The 18,756-nt window shown below is 41.9% G+C and carries 23 protein-coding genes; 1 reads left to right on the forward strand and 22 read right to left on the reverse strand.

The features are described 5' to 3' along the window. Positions 1-16: 16 nt before the first annotated feature. The 17 genes from C6Y02_RS02790 to prfA form a co-directional block, all read right to left on the reverse strand. Positions 17-562 carry a F0F1 ATP synthase subunit delta gene (locus tag C6Y02_RS02790; protein WP_034660287.1) on the reverse strand — a complete coding sequence of 182 codons (546 nt, stop codon included), beginning with the start codon at positions 560-562 and terminating at the stop codon, positions 17-19. Then, positions 559-1,080, reverse strand: a complete 522-nt coding sequence (gene atpF / locus C6Y02_RS02795) for a F0F1 ATP synthase subunit B (RefSeq protein ID WP_034660288.1) — start codon at positions 1,078-1,080, stop codon at positions 559-561. Before atpF ends, C6Y02_RS02790 begins: the two co-directional genes overlap by 4 nt. A gap of 120 nt (positions 1,081-1,200) precedes the next feature. After that, positions 1,201-1,413, reverse strand: coding sequence for a F0F1 ATP synthase subunit C (atpE, locus tag C6Y02_RS02800; protein ID WP_003214968.1), 213 nt, complete (start codon positions 1,411-1,413; stop codon positions 1,201-1,203). A 48-nt stretch (positions 1,414-1,461) separates the two neighbouring features. Beyond that, positions 1,462-2,196 carry a F0F1 ATP synthase subunit A gene (gene atpB / locus C6Y02_RS02805; RefSeq protein WP_003215198.1) on the reverse strand — a complete coding sequence of 245 codons (735 nt, stop codon included), beginning with the start codon at positions 2,194-2,196 and terminating at the stop codon, positions 1,462-1,464. A 7-nt stretch (positions 2,197-2,203) separates the two neighbouring features. Continuing rightward, positions 2,204-2,587: an ATP synthase subunit I gene (locus tag C6Y02_RS02810; protein ID WP_024423731.1), complete on the reverse strand. Its 384-nt coding sequence runs from the start codon at positions 2,585-2,587 to the stop codon at positions 2,204-2,206. Between the two features lie 496 nt (positions 2,588-3,083). After that, a complete protein-coding gene (gene upp / locus C6Y02_RS02815) occupies positions 3,084-3,713 on the reverse strand; it encodes a uracil phosphoribosyltransferase (protein ID WP_003214553.1) in 630 nt (209 codons plus the stop codon). Between the two features lie 147 nt (positions 3,714-3,860). Next, positions 3,861-5,108 (reverse strand): serine hydroxymethyltransferase, encoded by a 1,248-nt coding sequence (glyA, locus tag C6Y02_RS02820; RefSeq protein ID WP_034660289.1) that lies wholly within the window; start codon positions 5,106-5,108, stop codon positions 3,861-3,863. Between the two features lie 177 nt (positions 5,109-5,285). Continuing rightward, on the reverse strand, positions 5,286-5,825 hold the full coding sequence (locus C6Y02_RS02825; protein WP_058013477.1) for a TIGR01440 family protein: 540 nt from the start codon (positions 5,823-5,825) through the stop codon (positions 5,286-5,288). 12 nt (positions 5,826-5,837) lie between these two features. Then, the gene (gene rpiB, locus C6Y02_RS02830) at positions 5,838-6,287 is read right to left on the reverse strand and encodes a ribose 5-phosphate isomerase B (protein ID WP_003214714.1); all 450 of its coding nucleotides are present in this window, start codon (positions 6,285-6,287) and stop codon (positions 5,838-5,840) included. A gap of 140 nt (positions 6,288-6,427) precedes the next feature. Continuing rightward, a complete protein-coding gene (locus C6Y02_RS02835; RefSeq protein ID WP_106030612.1) occupies positions 6,428-6,886 on the reverse strand; it encodes a low molecular weight protein arginine phosphatase in 459 nt (152 codons plus the stop codon). 63 nt (positions 6,887-6,949) lie between these two features. Continuing rightward, positions 6,950-7,504, reverse strand: coding sequence for a manganese efflux pump MntP (locus C6Y02_RS02840; protein WP_034660292.1), 555 nt, complete (start codon positions 7,502-7,504; stop codon positions 6,950-6,952). 60 nt (positions 7,505-7,564) lie between these two features. Beyond that, positions 7,565-8,617 carry an L-threonylcarbamoyladenylate synthase gene (locus C6Y02_RS02845; RefSeq protein WP_095285680.1) on the reverse strand — a complete coding sequence of 351 codons (1,053 nt, stop codon included), beginning with the start codon at positions 8,615-8,617 and terminating at the stop codon, positions 7,565-7,567. Positions 8,618-8,778: 161 nt separating this feature from the next. Then, the gene (locus C6Y02_RS02850) at positions 8,779-9,222 is read right to left on the reverse strand and encodes a GNAT family N-acetyltransferase (RefSeq protein WP_034660294.1); all 444 of its coding nucleotides are present in this window, start codon (positions 9,220-9,222) and stop codon (positions 8,779-8,781) included. A gap of 63 nt (positions 9,223-9,285) precedes the next feature. Next, positions 9,286-9,942: a stage II sporulation protein R gene (gene spoIIR, locus C6Y02_RS02855; protein ID WP_034660295.1), complete on the reverse strand. Its 657-nt coding sequence runs from the start codon at positions 9,940-9,942 to the stop codon at positions 9,286-9,288. A 119-nt stretch (positions 9,943-10,061) separates the two neighbouring features. Beyond that, positions 10,062-10,541 (reverse strand): hypothetical protein, encoded by a 480-nt coding sequence (locus tag C6Y02_RS02860; RefSeq protein ID WP_034660296.1) that lies wholly within the window; start codon positions 10,539-10,541, stop codon positions 10,062-10,064. A gap of 142 nt (positions 10,542-10,683) precedes the next feature. Next, the gene (gene prmC, locus C6Y02_RS02865; protein WP_095285678.1) at positions 10,684-11,568 is read right to left on the reverse strand and encodes a peptide chain release factor N(5)-glutamine methyltransferase; all 885 of its coding nucleotides are present in this window, start codon (positions 11,566-11,568) and stop codon (positions 10,684-10,686) included. After that, positions 11,558-12,625: a peptide chain release factor 1 gene (gene prfA, locus C6Y02_RS02870; protein ID WP_095285677.1), complete on the reverse strand. Its 1,068-nt coding sequence runs from the start codon at positions 12,623-12,625 to the stop codon at positions 11,558-11,560. The genes prmC and prfA overlap by 11 nt, the downstream gene beginning before the upstream one ends. 210 nt (positions 12,626-12,835) lie before the next feature. Between prfA and racA the strand changes: the two genes are divergently transcribed. Continuing rightward, the gene (racA, locus tag C6Y02_RS02875) at positions 12,836-13,384 is read left to right on the forward strand and encodes a chromosome-anchoring protein RacA (RefSeq protein WP_034660299.1); all 549 of its coding nucleotides are present in this window, start codon (positions 12,836-12,838) and stop codon (positions 13,382-13,384) included. Between the two features lie 34 nt (positions 13,385-13,418). Here the strand turns inward: racA and C6Y02_RS02880 are convergent, their stop codons facing one another. The 5 genes from C6Y02_RS02880 to rho all read right to left on the reverse strand — a co-directional run bounded on the left by C6Y02_RS02880 (position 13,419) and on the right by rho (position 18,755). Beyond that, positions 13,419-14,375, reverse strand: coding sequence for an AEC family transporter (locus C6Y02_RS02880; protein WP_034666496.1), 957 nt, complete (start codon positions 14,373-14,375; stop codon positions 13,419-13,421). Positions 14,376-14,470: 95 nt separating this feature from the next. After that, complete coding sequence (malS, locus tag C6Y02_RS02885) at positions 14,471-16,171, reverse strand: oxaloacetate-decarboxylating malate dehydrogenase (protein WP_106030613.1); 1,701 nt, start codon at positions 16,169-16,171, stop codon at positions 14,471-14,473. 279 nt (positions 16,172-16,450) lie between these two features. Beyond that, positions 16,451-17,053, reverse strand: coding sequence for a thymidine kinase (locus C6Y02_RS02890; protein ID WP_003214626.1), 603 nt, complete (start codon positions 17,051-17,053; stop codon positions 16,451-16,453). Positions 17,054-17,140: 87 nt separating this feature from the next. Further along, on the reverse strand, positions 17,141-17,341 hold the full coding sequence (gene rpmE, locus C6Y02_RS02895; RefSeq protein ID WP_003215407.1) for a 50S ribosomal protein L31: 201 nt from the start codon (positions 17,339-17,341) through the stop codon (positions 17,141-17,143). 130 nt (positions 17,342-17,471) lie between these two features. After that, a complete protein-coding gene (gene rho / locus C6Y02_RS02900) occupies positions 17,472-18,755 on the reverse strand; it encodes a transcription termination factor Rho (RefSeq protein ID WP_106030614.1) in 1,284 nt (427 codons plus the stop codon). Between the last annotated feature and the right edge of the window lies 1 nt (position 18,756).

Here is an 18,756-nt window from a genome sequence, read left to right on the forward strand (position 1 = left end):
TAAGGTTTCACCCCTTCTAACGATTTTCGCCTGCAAGCTGACGTTCAATGCGGGAAAGCTTTCCGCTGACACTGCCGTCATAAATGCGGTTTCCGATACGGATTTTCACTCCGCCTATTAGATCCTTGTCAATCACATTTTCAACACGCAGTGATGTGACTCCGGCTTTTTTGGCAAATACTTCAGATAAAGATTGAATTTCAGCGCCGCTCAGCGGTTTCACTGAATACACGACCGCATCGTCTATTTGTTTCGTGCGGTTTGCAAGTTTCACAAACTCAGACGTCATTTCAGAGAAAATATTCGTGCGTCCGCGGTCAATCAATAAATACATGGTGTGCAATACATGTGTCGAAACACCTTTGAAAGCTTCTGCAATCAAATGTTTCTTTTTGTCTGCCGTAATCTTTGGATGAACAAGAAAGTCATTCAATTCTTGGTCAGCCTTTAGAACTTTTTTGATCTCATTCAGCTCTTTTTCAGTTTCGTCTACTGCCGAAGAAGCAAGAACGATGTCAAAAAGAGCAGAAGCGTAACGCTTAGAGACAATAGTCACGCTCATCGGCTTTCGCCTGCCTCTTTAAGATACTCTTGAATCAATTTCTCTTGTGCTTGCTCATCAAGTTCTCTTTCAATCACTTTAGATGCAATGAGTACAGATAGTGATGCAACCTGCTCACGCAGTGCAGCCACAGCTTGTTCTTTTTCTTTCACGATTTCAGTTCTAGCAGACTCTTTCAAGCGCTCTGACTCTTGACGTGCTGCTTGAATGATCTCTTCTTTTTGTTTCTCACCAATCTTTTTCGCATTTTCGATGAGTGTATGTGATTCTTCGCGTGCTTCTTTCAATAAGACACGTTGTTCTTCAAGAAGCTTTTCAGCTTGAACGTGCTTTTGTTCAGCACTTGAAATTTCATTTCCTATATAATCTTCACGCTGCTTCATAATACCTAATAAAGGTTTAAGCGCAAATTTCTTTAAAAGTGCAAGCAGGATGAGCATAGCGATAAGCTGGAATAACATATCCCCGGCGTTGAAACTTAAGCCACCTGCTCCTAAAACCACTGGTAACTGAGACATTTAGTACGGCAACTCCCTTCTTTAAATAATATGTTAAGAAACAAAACATAAAGGAATGGCGAAGTTTCGAACTAATCTGATCTTCGCCATTAAAATTCATATTAGAACGCTTCTCACATATTAACCAAAGAATGCCAAGAATGCGATAACGACAGCGATAATTGGAAGTGCCTCAACTAAAGCGACCCCGATGAACATAAGTGTTCTTAGTTCTCTACCAGCTTCTGGCTGACGAGCGATTCCTTCAACTGTTTTAGATACGATTAGACCGTTACCAATACCTGCTCCTAGTGCTCCCAAACCGATTGCAATTGCTGCTGCTATTAAATTCATTAAAAAGCTCCTCCTTTAAAATAACGTCCTTTTTGGACTCTCAATTTTTTAGTGTTCATCGCTGACTTTATGGGAAATGTACACCATTGTCAGCATGGTGAAGATAAATGCTTGGATTGTTCCGACAAACAAACTGAATGCCTGCCATACAATCATCGGCACGATGGCACCTAATGTACCAACGATACCAAGTGCAATGTTTTGCGTGTAGAAATTGGTCGCAAGTCCTGCAAGCAAACCAAGAAGAATCTCTCCAGCAAAAATGTTTCCATAAAGACGCAAACCAAGTGTTAGCGTGTTTGCAAATTCTTCAATAAGTTTCAATGGTACTAAAAGCGGAATTGGTCTGAAGTAGTCTTTCGTATATTCCTTGACTCCTTTTGCCTTGACACCGTAGTAATGTGTCAATCCCATGACCATAATCGCTAGTGTCATTGTGATTGCAGGGTCTGCTGTTGGTGATTTCCACCACAAGTTGTGATCGACCGTAATCGAGAATGGCAGTCCAAGCATGTTTGAAACAAATATGTACATGAGTAATGTAACGCCAAGCGCTAGAAATGGGGCTCCTGTTTTCATGTCCATCGAACTACCTATGATATTTCGAACAAAATCAACAATCCATTCCATGAAGTTCTGCGCCTTTGTCGGACGAATAGACAGAACACGAGTAGTCAGCACCGCTATGAGAAGAACGATGATACTAGCAATCGTAATCATGAGAACATTGGATAAGTTGAACGTTAACCCTAAAAATTCTGTCGTTTTTGAACTGTGACCCAAAGAGTATTCACCTCTCTTCCATAGTAGAACGTTTAAGTTGAATGAAGGAATCTATCATAATGACAGGATATATTGTCATTAATCCTATAACAACACCTGCCAGATGAACTTCATTAGGGTAACGCCAAGCAATCGCTACTGCGAGAATTGCGTTGGCCCACCTGGCTGTACTTCCCATTGAACGAATGGATTTTCCTTTTTTAACCGCTCGATCAAAAGCGTGCATTCTCCGTATAAGTAGGAATAAATTAAAGAAAGCAAAAATTGTGCCGATAATGAAACCAAGAAACAGTGGTTTAAAACCAGGCATGGCATAGCCAAACACAAAAATTGCCAATAGATAGAACATATATTTACTCTGTCTGCGGAAAATCGCGTTTGGATCGTTCATTCATCTGACTCCCGATGAAAAATATTGTAAAAAAGGTGATAAATGGTGATGAAAACTGCGTAGAAGACGCTTATGATAAGCAGTCCTGTTCGAAAAAAATCAATCACCCATCGGTCTAATTGCACAATCAGACTTGAAATCTAAAGATCTATGGGATGTTGCTTCATTCGCTGATACAAACCCTGATAATTAAAGGGTTCACAATGAGGATTAGTAGAGTGCTATAGGCTATGAAAACCTTACCATAATACCCTCGTTTAGCATACAATAGCGTCTATGATGTGTCAATCCGTTGAAAGTTAAAAAACTTTTCTATAGTGATAGAGCACACAAAATGTTCACAATTTCATCAAACTTTAGGAGACACGTGACATTCATTGAAAAAAACAGCTAATGTTCAGTATACATTGATTTTTCTAAGAACGATATCAACCGTTTGTCATATATTTCAAAAAGCCCACATGCACGTTTGCATGTGGGCTTTTATTAAAACATGTTATTTCGTTCCATACATACGGTCACCAGCATCACCAAGACCTGGGATAATGTAGCCTTTTTCGTTCAATTTCTCATCTAATGCTGCAATGTAGATATCAACATCAGGATGATGCTTTTGCATTTCTTCTACACCTTCAGGGGCAGCAATCAGACACATGAAGCGAATGTTTTTCGCCCCGCGTTTTTTCAAGCTGTTCAATGCTTCGACTGCTGAACCGCCAGTTGCAAGCATTGGATCTACTACGATAAATTCACGCTCTTCCACATCAGATGGAAGCTTCACATAATATTCAACAGGCTTTAATGTTTTCGGATCACGGTATAAACCGACATGTCCCACTTTAGCAGCTGGAATGAGTTTCAAAATCCCGTCCACCATTCCAAGACCTGCTCTTAAAATTGGCACAACACCGAGTTTCTTCCCTGAGATCACGTTTGATTTGGCTACTTGTACAGGTGTTTCTACATCTACCTCTTCAAGCGGTAAGTCTCTTGTGATTTCAAATGCCATTAATGTTGCGACTTCATCCACTAGCTCTCTAAATTCTTTTGTTCCTGTATGAACGTCACGAATATATGTAAGTTTGTGCTGAATAAGCGGGTGATCAAATACATAAACCTTTGCCATTGCTTGCTACAACTCCTTTTCTGTCATCTTCCGGTGAACTTTGCACACTTCCTACAATTCTACATAAAAAGACGTCATCTTTCAATATGATTCGCAAATCCTACAAAAAAAACCCACATGCCAATAATAGGCAAATGGGTCTGCTTTTTAATAATCTAATTCGTTATATAGAGGGAAGCGGGCAGTTAGATCAGATACACGCTTTTTCGCTTCTTCTAATTTCGCTTCATCTTCATGATGTTTTAGAGCAAGCGCAATAATGGAACCGACTTCTTTCATCGCCTCTTGATCGAAACCGCGGCTTGTCACTGCTGCTGTACCAACACGTACACCACTTGTGACAAAAGGTTTTTCTGGATCATAAGGAATCGCATTTTTGTTCACTGTAATACCGATTTCATCAAGAACATTTTCTGCAATTTTTCCTGTGATGCCAAGAGAACGCAAGTCGATGAGAACAAGATGGTTATCCGTTCCACCAGATACAAGCTGAATATTTTCAGATAACAGGGTTTCAGCTAGCTGCTTTGCATTATCAATGACGTTTTGTGCATATGTTTTGAAATCTCCGTTCAATACTTCACCGAAAGAAACAGCTTTTGCAGAGATGACATGCATCAGTGGTCCACCTTGAATACCAGGGAAGATCGATTTGTCGATCTTTTTACCAAACTCTTCACGGCATAGGATCATTCCGCCGCGAGGTCCACGCAATGTTTTGTGAGTTGTCGTTGTCACAAAATCTGCATATGGAACTGGATTTGGATGAAGACCTACTGCAACAAGACCCGCAATGTGAGCCATGTCGACCATAAAGTAAGCACCGACTTCATCCGCAATCTCACGGAACTTTTTGAAATCAATTTGACGTGGGTATGCACTTGCACCCGCTACAATTAGCTTTGGCTTATGTTCACGTGCTTTTTCAAGTACATCTTGGTAGTCGATATGCTGCGTTTCTTTATCGACACCATATTCTACAAAGTTGTACTGTACACCACTAAAGTTGACAGGGCTTCCGTGCGTTAAATGCCCGCCATGTGATAAGTTCATACCTAGCACTGTATCGCCATGCTCAAGAATGGTAAAGTATACGGCCATATTCGCTTGAGCACCTGAGTGAGGCTGTACGTTCACATACTCAGCACCAAAAATTTCTTTTGCGCGGTCACGTGCGATATCTTCTACAACGTCTACATGTTCACAGCCGCCATAGTAGCGTTTACCAGGGTAGCCCTCTGCATATTTGTTTGTTAATACAGAGCCCTGTGCTTCCATGACTGCTTCGCTTACAAAGTTTTCTGATGCAATTAATTCAATTTTGTCCTGCTGGCGTTTCCGCTCTAGTTGAATTGCCTTGAATACTTGTGCGTCTTGCTCAGGTAAATGTTTCATCAGCGAAATCCTCTCCAATCTATTTCCATTCGATGTTTTCACCATCTCATTGTACACGGTTTTTGAGTGAAATGTAAAAGTTTTTTTGGGAAATCGACTTCTTTTTTTGCGAAAAACCGAATATTCAAGCGGTGAAGCGTCTTCATCATTCAACATTATATTAGAAATATATCTAAGCTATGATCTTGTATAAACCGCTCGTTCTCCGCCAATCAGCTTCGGACGCGTTTTCGCAAACGTCACATGTGCATGTCCTAATTGATGACGACTGAGGCGAACAGGTACAGCGACTCTCTTTAGATGCATCCCAATCAATGTATCACCGATATCGATTCCAGCATGCGCCTCGATGGATTCAACTAACACAGGATGTTCCATGTGCTGATACGCATGAGCCGCCATCGAACCACCCGCCTTTCGGACAGGTACTGCCGCTACAATCTCTAGGTTAAGCCGGAAAGCCACTTCTTCTTCCACAACAAGAGCACGATTCAGATGCTCACAGCACTGGAAAGCGAGCTCAATGCCAGTCTCTCGTCTTAGCTGATCCAATTCTTGATAGATAGACGCAGCAATTTGCTCACTTCCTGCTGTACCAATATGCTCGCCAGCCACTTCCGATGTACTGCAGCCGATGACTAAAATTTGTCCAGCACGCAGTTCGACCATTTGATGAAACTCTTTTAACATTTCAAGCCAATCTTGACCAATGTTCATGTTAAGCGCTCCTTATAGGTGCTTTTCTTCGTAATCAGCGATTTTACCAATCCGCACAGCATGTCGTCCTGCCGTAAATTCTGTTGTCAGCCAAATGTGCGCAATCTCACGTGCTAATCCAGGTCCAATAACTCGCTCTCCCATCGCAAGGACGTTTGTATCATTATGTTCTCTAGTCGCTTTCGCACTAAATGTATCATGCGCCAGCGCACAGCGAATTCCTTTCACTTTGTTTGCTGAGATGCTCATACCGATGCCTGTCCCGCAAATTAAAATGCCGCGGTCGACTTCTCCGTTTGCCACCATATTAGCTACAGGAAAAGCATAATCTGGGTAGTCTACAGAACCTGATCCACATTCACAACCCATATCAATGTATTCAATCTTCAATTCATCCATCAGTTGTTTGATTTCTTCACGAATATTCGTTCCGCCGTGATCGGATGCAATGGCTACTTTCATCGGGCAATTCCTCCTAAGGGTGAGTTGATCTGTCATGCCTTACATTTATTCTTTATTTATAGTTATATTTTAACCTCTGCCTAGTCATTTGCAAACAAAAGCAGAAAAACCGTTGACGCAACGGTTTTACAGGTTGTCCATTATGAGGATGTCTGATCTTTTTTCAATCTCTCAGCCAGTTGAAAGAGCAATGCTTCAAGTTCATCACGTGTTTCCTGATAAACAGACAGACTTCCTCCAAACGGATCGGATACATCGCCTTCTGTTCCTGTCGCAAATTCCTTTAGAGTGAAGATCTTGTCTTTTGCATGCGCATATTGCTCCACAATCAACTGTTTATGCTGCATGGTCATGGTGAAGACGTAATCTGCTTCTCGCAGAAGATCCTCTGTCAGTTTTGATGAAGAATGGTTCAGTGGAATGCTTTTCTCAAATAATGCTTCGACCGCTTGAGGAGAAGCCTTCCCAGCATCTGAGGCAAAAATGCCCGCTGATTTAACAGTGACCTCTAAACCTTTATCATGTGCAATTGAAGCAAAAAGGGCTTGAGCCATAGGACTTCTGCATGTATTTCCCGTACAAACAAATAAGATTTTCATCTTTCGCCCTCCTTTTCTTCTATTATATAGCATTTCATTCTACATGTTATGTAAGGAGACTGACTAGAGCGGAAATAATAATTTGATACCAAAGGCTAGTAAAATGATTCCGCCAAGCGCCCCGCTATATGATCCAACCCATGATCGAACCTGTTTACCGAGTAATAATCCAAGCCATGTGAGGATCATACTAAAAAAACCAAACAATAAAATGGTCATCCACACGTGAGAACCGTAAATTCCGAGACTTAAACCAACGGAAAAACTGTCTAAGCTGACACTTGTTGCAAAAAGAACGAGACCAGCCCCAACAGGTGCGATAAATGGTTTATCCTCTTTGCGAATAGACGCAACGATCATTTGCAGCCCGAGCACCAAAAGCAGCGCCCCGCCGATATAGGTGGCAAGGAGACCGAGCCAGCCTGATAGGAGCTGACCTGTCAGCATACCAAAAAGCGGCATAAACATATGAAATATCCCAATGACAAGTCCAATATAAATGATCTGGCGGAACCTCAGCTGAACCATCCCCATGCCAAGTCCAACCGAAAAAGCATCCATTCCCAGTGCAAAAGCCATGATGCTGAGCGTCAGCAATTCGCCAGCTAGTTCGTACATGTAAATCCCCCTTGGACACGCATTCTCCTTTAACCTATGTTTGTCCAAGAAGGGTTAGAACTATTTGAACGAAGAGAGGGTACGCCCTCCTGCCGCTTTTTGCAGACGGTTCATGATCGCTGAACCCACTCCCTGCTCTGAAAAGGCTTCTGAAATAATGACATCTACATCTGTCTCATCAAATTGTCTCAGTACACGATATAAGTTTGCCGCAATCGTTTCAGGTTTCCCTCTCCATCCACAGCTGAAAACAACATCTGCCGCAAACAACGATTTCTTTTCTTCTGTTGTCAGCACGCCCACTTTTAGACCTTCTGCCTGGTATGTTTGAATGTGATGCTGCATCTCTTCATCACTTCCAGAAAAAAGATACATTTGAGCTTCAGGTGCATAGTGTGTGTATTTCATTCCTGGCGATACAGGCGCTTCGTCCTTTTTTGTCAGCCCCGGGTCGATACTGACCGCTCCAACTACCTCTTCTAAAGCTTCTTTTGTAATCCCGCCAGGCCTTAAGATCACTGGAATCTCGTCGACACAGGATACAACCGTTGACTCAACGCCAATTCCAGTTGAACCGCCATCGACAATTCCAGCGATTCTTCCATCGAGATCACTCGCTACATGGTCAGCTTGTGTCGGTGAAGGTTTGCCTGAACGGTTGGCACTTGGTGCGGCAATCGGCAGACCAGCTGCTCGGATGAGCTCAAGCGCAATCGGATGGTCAGGCATTCTCACACCGACCGTGGATAAACCTGCTGTGACCTGCTTTGATAAAGCACCCGGCTTACATGGAAGAACAATGGTTAAAGCGCCCGGCCAAAAGGCTTCCATCAGCGCCTTTGCTTTTTCACTTTCTATTTGCGCAAATTCGTGAAGCTGCTGAACCTCCGCAATGTGGACAATCAATGGATTATCACTTGGACGCCCTTTCGCTTCATATATTTTCATGACAGCTTCTGTCTCTTTCGCATTTGCCCCTAGTCCGTAAACAGTCTCTGTCGGAAAAGCGACCACTTCGTTTTGCTGCAATAACACAGCTGCCTGTTCAATTTGTGGATAGTATGTGGATAAACTCTTTTCTAAATCCACAGACCACCTTTTTGTATTTAACATCATACAAACTCCTTTTAAAAAAGATAAAACTGTTGATATATCTCAATTATCCTTTTGAAAGTATAAAAGATGATGATCAATAAAACAAGCGTTGTCCACAATTTGTGGATAACGCTTGTTTAACAGTGGATAAGTATGTGTATAAGTCCAGTATGTTGTGATTAACTTCCTTTTTTATGAAGAACCACAGCTTGTTCTTTCGCCAATATCTCTTTTGCATGTGCAGATACCCACATGCTTTCTGGAATGTCCTCTAATGGCGTGAAGCCCATCAATGCCAAAAAGTCATGTGAGGAGGAGTGGTTTGCGACGACATAAAAAGTATCCACGCCTATTTTTCCTCCGAGCGTTTGAACACTTTGGAACAAAGACACGATGTGTCCCTGACCTAGTTTATCTGATATGACAAGGGACCGCAGCAAGCCCTCTTGTTCACTAAGCTGTTCAAGACCTAAACACCCCGCCAGCTGACCGTCCGCATCTTCCATGACAACAAATGTCGTACGCTCTGCAAGCGTGACGCCGCCTTTCGCTTGTCCCTTTTCAAGAAAAGCATTGATCGCTGGGGCATCTTCTTCTGTGGCTATTCTTAATTGATAATACATGCTTTCACCTCTTTTTGATCTCTTACTTCAACTCTATGAGGCAAAAACAGATTTATACCTTTTTTAGGAGAAAAGACTAGAGACCCATTCGAATAAAAAGAATTTCACTTCACCGGTCTCTTCTTTCTCTTCTTTCACCACCTCATTAACAGACTCATCTGTTTGCTGCGCTGTCACTTGGTTATCCTCATCCCCCTCTGGCGATGCGATGGCTTCTCCATTTGAAAAATCGATAAAGCAGAGCGGCGGGAATAACACACACCACCAATTGGCTCCATCCCCTTCTCCAAGTGTAATTAAAATGGCTTCATATTCCCCTGCAGGATAGACGAAATTCCCATATAGCTTTGTTGGAAATGAGGCTTTTTGAAAGCTGACTGAGACGGATTGATCAATGTGCTGTTCCTTCAATTTCGCTTTGGCAATACGATTGATTTCTGGCAGCTTGGTCCGAATTACACGTCTTGCTTCTTCAATGGACGTGAGGTCTTTAACCCACTCTGTCATATTGGCATTGACCTCGTCACGAATGCTTCTTTTCACATCCTGATCCGCTGAACGATCACTATTTGCTAAAATGCGTAAGCGGATCGCTTCGTCTGGTATTACAACAGGCTGATTTGCAGAAGCAGCCGCTGTCTCCTCCCTTCCAAGGTTTGCAAAAGCACCGCATAATAATAGAAACATATAAAGACAAATCATCATTTTACTTTTAAACATGATGTGTTCCCCCCACTTTTTCTCTTCGCTACAAACATTGTGTCCAGGAAACCCATCTCATAAACAGACAAAATGATTTTTTTAATAGATTATAAGTCAAATCAAAAAAAGCCGTCCCATTAAGAACGGCTTTGGAGTGAGGATTGGTAATCGGAAGGGTACAGTCTCCCATCCCAATCTCGGCTGATTTTTAACCCTGATTCTGTTTTGATGACAGTCATTGCTCCTTTTTTCTTGATTTCTTTTTTAACCTTTCCTTTTTGATCAATAAATTGAATCATCATTTCATAGTCAAATTCAATTCTGTCATCGCTTTCATCTGAAGGCGTAAACGTAATTTTCTTCAGCTTAATTTGACAATCTTGATCCTTTGCTGCTTCTAACACGCTCGGGAACATGCTGTCTTGTGTATATTCTTGATATTCATGCTCAGTTAAATAAAACTTCAGCTTCTCCTTCATGTCAGTTAGGTCATCTGTTCGATTCACTGTGTATTGTGCTTTTTTATAGCTTTCTCCAAATGCTGCTGCTTCTTTTTTAAAGCTCGGTTTACCACAAGCACTCACAATCAATAGTACACTGACGATGACCAACACCATCGCATACCTTCTGTTCACACCATTCGCTCCTTCAAAACAAATTTATGTAAAAAAATCATGATCAGAATGTTCATTCTTCTATATATACGTTTCTCTTTTACCATAAGTTTCATCTTTACATAATAAAATAGTCCGACTTTTTTCAGCCGGACTTTCCGTTTTGAATGTGTGCGCAAACAGCTCGGTCTTTCCCGTTTATGTCCTTGACGATGCGGACATCTGCCGCGGGAAATGACTGCAAGAGATGTGCTTTTACATCTTGCCCTTGCGTATGTCCAATTTCAAAGACAACGACCGCCTGCTCATGAAGTACACAGTGAAGATCACGAATGAGACGCTTGTAAAACCACAGACCATCACGTCCATCTGTCAGCGCATTCACTGGCTCATGCTTCGTAACCACCTCTGACAAACTGTCCATTTCTTCTGCTGCAATATAAGGTGGATTGGAAATAAACAGATCCACTTTGATGCCTTGATCCATGACTGGTTCAAGTAAATCTCCTTGCAAAAAATCAACGTCTGCACCAAGCGCTTGTTGATTCCGCTTTGCTACGGCAAGTGCTTCATGTGAAATATCCGTTGCTGTGACAGATAATGTTTCTTTTTCAAGAGCCAGCGTAATCGCAATTGCCCCGCTTCCTGTGCCAACGTCCACTGCTTTGAGCGGCTGATCGTGCGGGAAGACGTCACTCACCAGATTCAGCGCCGCCAAAACGACCTCTTCCGTTTCAGGACGAGGAATGAGAACATGTTTGTTCACCTCGAAGGGACGGCCGTAAAAGAATTCAATACCCGTTAGATGCTGAACAGGCACGCCTTTCTTATGCTGCGTGACAAACTCGCTGAACAACCGATCTTGCTCCTCTGGCAGCAGATCATGAAAACGTGCAAGAAGTTCACTTCTGCTTAGGCCCATTACATGCATCAAAAGGAGCTCTGCTGCGTTTTGGTCTCTACCGGCTTCCGTTAACAAAGAAGAAGCCCATTTAAGGGCTTCAAAGATGGTTCGCTGATTATTTTGCATTTTGAAGCTTTCTTGCTTGGTCTTCCATAATTAATGCATCTATGACCTCGTCAAGTTTTCCTTCTAAAATTTGATCAAGCTTTTGAATCGTCAATCCGATGCGGTGGTCCGTTACACGGTTTTGCGGGAAATTGTACGTACGGATACGCTCTGAACGATCCCCTGTTCCAACAGCAGATTTACGCGTTTGATCATATTCAGCCTGTGCTTCACGCTGGAATTTATCATAAATTCTCGCACGTAACACTTTCATGGCTTTTTCTTTGTTTTTGATTTGCGACTTCTCATCCTGACAGGATACAACCACACCTGTTGGAAGGTGAGTTAATCGAACAGCAGACATGGTCGTATTGACACTTTGTCCGCCAGGTCCGCTTGATGTGAAAGTATCTACACGGATGTCTTTTTCATGGATATCAATTTCAACTTCTTCAGCCTCAGGCAAGACAGCAACTGTCGCTGTTGATGTATGAATCCGTCCGCCTGATTCCGTTTCCGGAACACGCTGCACGCGGTGTGCGCCGTTTTCAAACTTTAGTTTGGAGTATGCGCCTTTCCCGCTGATCATAAAGATAATCTCCTTATAACCGCCTGTGCCAGTGACACTCGCTTCCATCACTTCCGTTTTCCAGCCTTGCATTTCAGCATAACGGCTGTACATACGGTAAAGATTTCCAGCAAAAAGCGCGGCCTCTTCTCCTCCCGCTGCACCACGAACCTCCACAATAACGTTTTTGTTGTCATTCGGATCTTTCGGGATCAGCAAGATTTTCAGCTCGTCTTCTAAACGTTCCGTTTCCTCTGTGAGCTCTGAAATTTCTTCTTTGACCATGTCGCGCATCTCGGCATCCAGCTTATCTTCCAGCATTGCTTTCGCTTCGCTCAACTGGTCGTATGCCGCACGATATTGTCTATATACCTCAACAGTTTCTTGAATATCAGATTGTTCCTTCGAATATTCACGAAGCTTCTTAGGGTCATTCACCACTTCAGGGTCACTTAAATATTCATTTAGCTTTTCATAGCGTTCTTCAATTGATTTTAAACGGTCTAACATGGTCTTCACCTCTGTTTTGTGCGTAACAGTCTAATTATAGTATAGCGGGGTATGACAGTCAAAAAAATTTCCAAAACAATTGATTTTCTGCAATTTTTCGCTAGAAAACACGATCTTTGGCGATTGGTTACTTGTTTTGTCTAACGTGAAGGAACAGTTCCTCCTTGAAGAGAATGGTACTTATAATTGAAAAAAGGGAGGGCATTTGGTTTGAATACAAATGAGGTTGCAAAAGAAATTGGCGTTTCTTCAAAAACGATTCAGCGTTGGGTCAAACAGCTCAACATCCCTGTCGCCCGGAATGAACTTGGACATTATGAATTTCATGAAGATATTGTACAGCTGCTCAAAGAAGTCAAACACCAAATGAGTGAGGGTGTGATTCTTCAAGACATTCGACTGCCAATCCACACAGAAACCGTTCAACAGTTATCACCTGCTGTAGAATCAGATGCCTCCACAAAGCGGATTGAAGCATTAGAAAAGCAAGTGAATCAGCTCATTCAGCAGCAATTGCGCAGCACTGATGTAGAAAAACGACTGCAAGAACTCGAACGGAAACTGGCTAAAAAAGCGGATGAAGGTGTATCATACCAGCTGCTCCAGCACCGGAGAGAAATTGAAGATCTGACCACTAAACTTGAGCTTCTTACCGAAAGATTAAAACAACCCTCTCAAATAGAAGAAAAAAAGGAAATCACGCACCCTGACATCAAAAAAAAGCGTGTGCTCTTCCCTCTGTTTCATTCATTTCGCTAAGAAAGGCTGCCTCAAGAGGCAGCCTTCTACTATATTATACGGTAAGTGCAATAATGATCGGTAATGTAATGAGTGACATGATGGCACTGATCACAAATGCGGATGCAGTTTCTGCCTCTTGTTTCTCAAATCGTGTGGCGATCATCGCTGCAACAGCTGAACCTGGGAAGGCAACAAGCAATACAGCTTTTGTAATTTCATCCGCCGAAAGGCCCATAAGAATGGCGATAAGATACATAAGAAGCGGTTGTACAGCTACTTTTAATAGTGCAATACTAAATGCTGGTAAGCTCAGTTTAATTTTTCGAATACCTACAGTGACACCGACTGCGAATAGTGCAACCCCTGATGTCACACTTCCGATTTCCTCTAACATTTCATGTCCGATTTCAGGAAGTTTAAATCCTAAAAGTACAAGAATGATACTTGCTAGCGGTGCAAGTGCAAGCGGCTCTGATAAACCGTGCAAAATCGCTTTTGTTGTCATTTTTAGGAAACTTTCGCCGTCTTTGGCTTTTCCTTTTGTTTTTTCACCGACAGTTGACACAATAATGGCAATTGGATCAAGCAATGCATTTACAACTATTCCGGTAATAGCAATCGGAATTGCAACTTCTTGAGCCCCAAATAAACTGCCCAAGACCGGAATCCCCATAAATGCAAAGGTCGGTTGTGCTGAGTTTAACGAGAAAACAGATGAATCTGTTAAATCATATTTAAAAGCAAATTTCGTAACTAAAAGGATAATGATATAAAAACCAACGATTCCGAAAATCAATGCAATGAAAAATGGAATTTGACTATAGAATTTATCTTTTGGTGTTGACAGAATGCTGGCGATAAAGTGCGCTGGCAAAGCATACTTTGTAACAAGTGTACTTACACCTTTTGCAGATTTAGCGTCATAGCTGCCGAAGTTCCCTGCGAACCAACCCAGCGCGATAACGAAAAAAATCGGTGCTAGGAGGATCAAAATATTTAAAAAGTCCATCTTACTATTCCTCCTTGAATCTTTTACATGTCTCTTATTTTATTTATTGCGGCATTGCTTAGATTACTCGAAACAATGCCGCGTTACACTTTTTATTATGCTCTTACAATTTTTTTATATTCAGGAATCCACATTGCATCTTTCACAGCTTGTTCGATGTTGTCAGGCGTTTTTCTTGCGACACCATCTTCAATAGCTGCTTTCGCTACTTCAACAGCCACATGGATTGACACTTCTTGCAATTTATCAATGCTTGGCAGTAGACCAGCACCTGGTTTCTCATGATCAACCATTTCAGCAATTGCATTCGCAGAAGCGACGAACATGGCTTTTGTGATGATTTTTGATTCTGTTACGATCGAACCAAGACCAAGTCCAGGGAAAACGAACGCATTGTTTGATTGTCCGATTTCATATTCGATTCCGTTATACTCAACGTTTTCGAACGGGCTTCCTGTCGCAATCAGTGCACGGCCGTCTGTCCATTTGAATAGATCCTCTGGCACTGCTTCAGCAAGTGGTGTTGGATTAGACATTGGCATGATCACTGGACGCTCTGTATGAGCTGCCATTTCTTTAATGATTTGTTCAGTGAATGCACCGCCTTGACCTGATGTACCGATAAGGATTGTTGGCTTCGCTTGGCGAACAGTTTCAGCAAATGAGATTTGTCCTTTTTCATCGCGTGCCCAGCCTTCTACTTCAGCAGAAGAACGAAGGTATGGTTTTTGGAAATCAAGCACTTCATCTTCAAATTGATCTGTTAGCAAACCTCTGTAGTCTAATGTCCAGAATGCATTGTTTGCTTCTTCTTCCGTTAGACCTTCAAGGACCATTGCGTCACGAACTTGATCTGCGATTCCGATACCAGCTGATCCAGCTCCGAAAATGACAACACGGTGATCTTTCAATTGAGTACCAGTTTTCTTGACAGCTGCAAGAACACCCGCTAAAGTAATGGCACCAGTACCTTGAATATCATCATTGAACGTTAAGATGTTATCATTGTATTTTTTCATGATGTTACGCGCATTTTTGTTTCCAAGGTCTTCCCAGTGAAGTAAGGCTTTCGGGAAGAATTTAAGCGCTGCTTTTACATAAGCATCAATGAATTCTTCGTATTTTTCACCTTGTACACGTTTGTGATGGTTTCCGATGTATAATGGATCATTCAATAATTTTTCATTGTTTGTGCCAACATCTAATACGACTGGAATCACGCGGCTTGGATCAATACCTGCTGCAGCCGTGTAAACAGCTAATTTACCGATTGCGATGTTGATACCACCAACACCCCAGTCACCAATTCCAAGAATGCTCTCAGAGTCAGTTGCAACGATAAGGTCAATATCTCCTGCTGTTGCATGTAAGTTTTCAAATGCTTTCTCAATGCCGTCAATGTTGTCGATTGAAAGATAGACACCATGAGGTCTTCTGTATTCATGGCTGTATTCTTGAATCGCTTCACCAACAGTTGGTGTGTACACAACAGGAAGCATTTCACGAAGCTTGTCTGTTAGAAGCTTATAGAACAATACTTCGTTACGGTTTTGCAAATCACTTAAGTATACGTTTTGACGAAGACGATCTGGCTGTGCCAGAAATTGCTTGTACGCTCTCTCCGCTTGTTGTTCTAAAGTGAGAACAGTTGGAGGAAGTAAGCCTTCTAGACCAAGCTCTTGTCTTTCTTCTTCAGAGAAAGCAACGCCTTTGTTCAACGTTGGAATCGATAATACATCTTTACCTGTCAAAGTGGTTTCGAGGTACCCTTCTTTTGTTTTCTTCACGTTGTTCATCAAAAACTACCCTCTTTCTAAAATATAAATAAAGTGAACTATTAATTTAAAGAACGATTAAGGAGAAAAATCCTTAATCAAAAAAATTATGACAAGAAATCGAACTTTTCGTTAAAATGCTTTACACTACAGTTAGTCATTTTATGCCTGCTTATGCTAAAACGCAAGCGTTGAAAATTAGATAATTTTTTCGTAGCGTTATTTAATTTATTTAAGTACAAATGATGGGTGTTCAGCCAAAATCTCGAAAAACGAAACACAGCGGCATTTGCTATTTTTTTAATTGTCAAGTGTTGTACCAACGTCAAGTCTTGGTACTTCATGGTGATGTCTGCATCGTGCTTCGTATGATTCCTGCGCACCTACTAAAATAATGGGATCATCATAGGATGCGGGTTTACCGTCGATCAAGCGTTGTGTTCTACTCGCTGGGGAGCCGCATACCGAACAAACTGCTTGAAGTTTTGTTACAAGCTCTGCACATGCCATTAAATGCGGAACAACACCAAATGGCTCTCCTCTGAAATCTTGATCAAGGCCTGCAACAATGACTCGGTAACCTTTATCAGCCAATTGAGTGACAATGTCAATGATTGTCTCATCAAAAAATTGCACCTCATCAATGCCAATGACATCGGTTCTTTCTGATATGTGCGTTATTATGTCTTTTGGTGAGGCTACTGCAATCCCATCGACTGATGAACCGTTATGTGAGACAACTGAGCTTGTACTATATCGGTTATCAATCGCTGGTTTGAATATTTTTACTTCTTGTTTGGCAAAGGTGGCTCTTTTGGCTCTCCGAATCAATTCTTCCGACTTTCCAGAAAACATACTTCCGCAGATGACTTCAAGCCAACCGCTTTGTTTCATCACATACATAAGGTCTTCTCCCCCGTTTTAAAGTTCCATCAATCCACGTAAAAAAACAGGCAAGAACGGATTCCTGCCTGTTTATTGTATCTATTATTACTTAAGACCGTATTTTTTGTTAAAGCGGTCAACACGTCCATCAGCAGAAGCGAATTTTTGACGGCCTGTATAGAAAGGATGGCACTCAGAGCAAATCTCGATGCGTACCTCTTCTTTTACTGATCCAGTTTCAAACTCATTTCCACAAGCGCATTTGACTGTAGCTTTTTTGTAGTTAGGATGAATTCCTGTTTTCATCTACTGTCATCTCCTTCCGCCCTGAATCCAATTCGGAAACAGAGTTAATATCTCAGAATAAATTCTGAAACGCACATGATGAAATTATAACAGTGTGAGTCTATGATTGCAAATGTATTTTTTCAACAAGCTATCTTCTTGATGCAGACATGTTTGCTTGTTTCCATTCTTGCGTTAAAATATCGAAAAATTCTTGGTTTGTCTTTGTTTTTCTCATTTTGCGCATGAACTTCTCAGCAAAGTCAGGTGTATCTGACATTGATTTTCTCATCGCCCATAGACGGTCAAGATGCTCTTTTGGTACAAGCAGTTCTTCTTTTCTCGTACCAGAACGACGAATGTCGATCGCTGGGAAAATTCTTCTTTCTGCAAGAGATCGGTCCAAATGAAGCTCCATGTTCCCCGTTCCCTTAAACTCCTCATAAATCACATCATCCATACGTGATCCCGTATCCACAAGCGCAGTGGCTAAAATCGTCAAGCTTCCTCCTTCTTCAATGTTACGCGCAGCACCAAAGAAGCGTTTTGGACGGTGGAAAGCCGCTGGATCAATACCGCCGGAAAGCGTTCGGCCGCTTGGCGGGATGACAAGGTTGTATGCACGAGCAAGCCTTGTGATGCTGTCCATTAAGATGATGACATCTTTCTTATGTTCAACAAGACGCATGGCACGCTCTAATACAAGCTCTGCTACTTTAATGTGGTTTTCCGGTACTTCGTCAAAGGTTGAACTAACAACATCCCCTGCAACAGAACGTTCGATATCTGTTACTTCCTCCGGGCGTTCGTCAATCAAAAGGACAATCAGCTCTGACTCTGGGTGATTTACAGAAATGCTGTTGGCAATTTCTTTGAGCAAAATGGTTTTCCCAGCCTTAGGCGGTGCAACAATTAAACCACGCTGCCCAAATCCAACTGGCGCCATCATATCCATAATTCTAGTAGACAGGTGATTAGGCTGTGTTTCAAGAATCATTTGACGATCAGGGAATAGCGGCGTGAGTGCAGGAAAGTGAACACGTTCCTTAGCTGATTCTGGGTCGTCCCCATTTACCGCTTCTACATGAAGGAGGCCATAGTAGCGTTCATTCTCTTTTGGAGGTCGTACCTTTCCAGACACCTTATCTCCGTTTCGTAAATCAAAGCGTCTGATTTGTGAAGCTGAAATATAAATGTCTTCAGAACTTGGAGAGTAGTTAATTGGTCTTAAGAAACCAAATCCCTCAGACTGAATAATTTCAAGAACCCCTTCCATAAATAAGAGATCCTCTTGCTCAGCGTTCGCCTTTAAGATGGCAAAAATTAATTCTTTTTTTGTTAGTTTGCTGTAATAAGAGATTTTGTATTTTTTTGCTAACTCATACAGCTCTTTTAATTTCATATTTTCCAAAGATGAAATCGAAACATCTTTCAAT

Origin of the sequence: Bacillus sp. NMCC4 (genome assembly GCF_002998555.1) — a bacterium.
Classification (GTDB): Bacteria; Bacillota; Bacilli; order Bacillales; family Bacillaceae; genus Bacillus.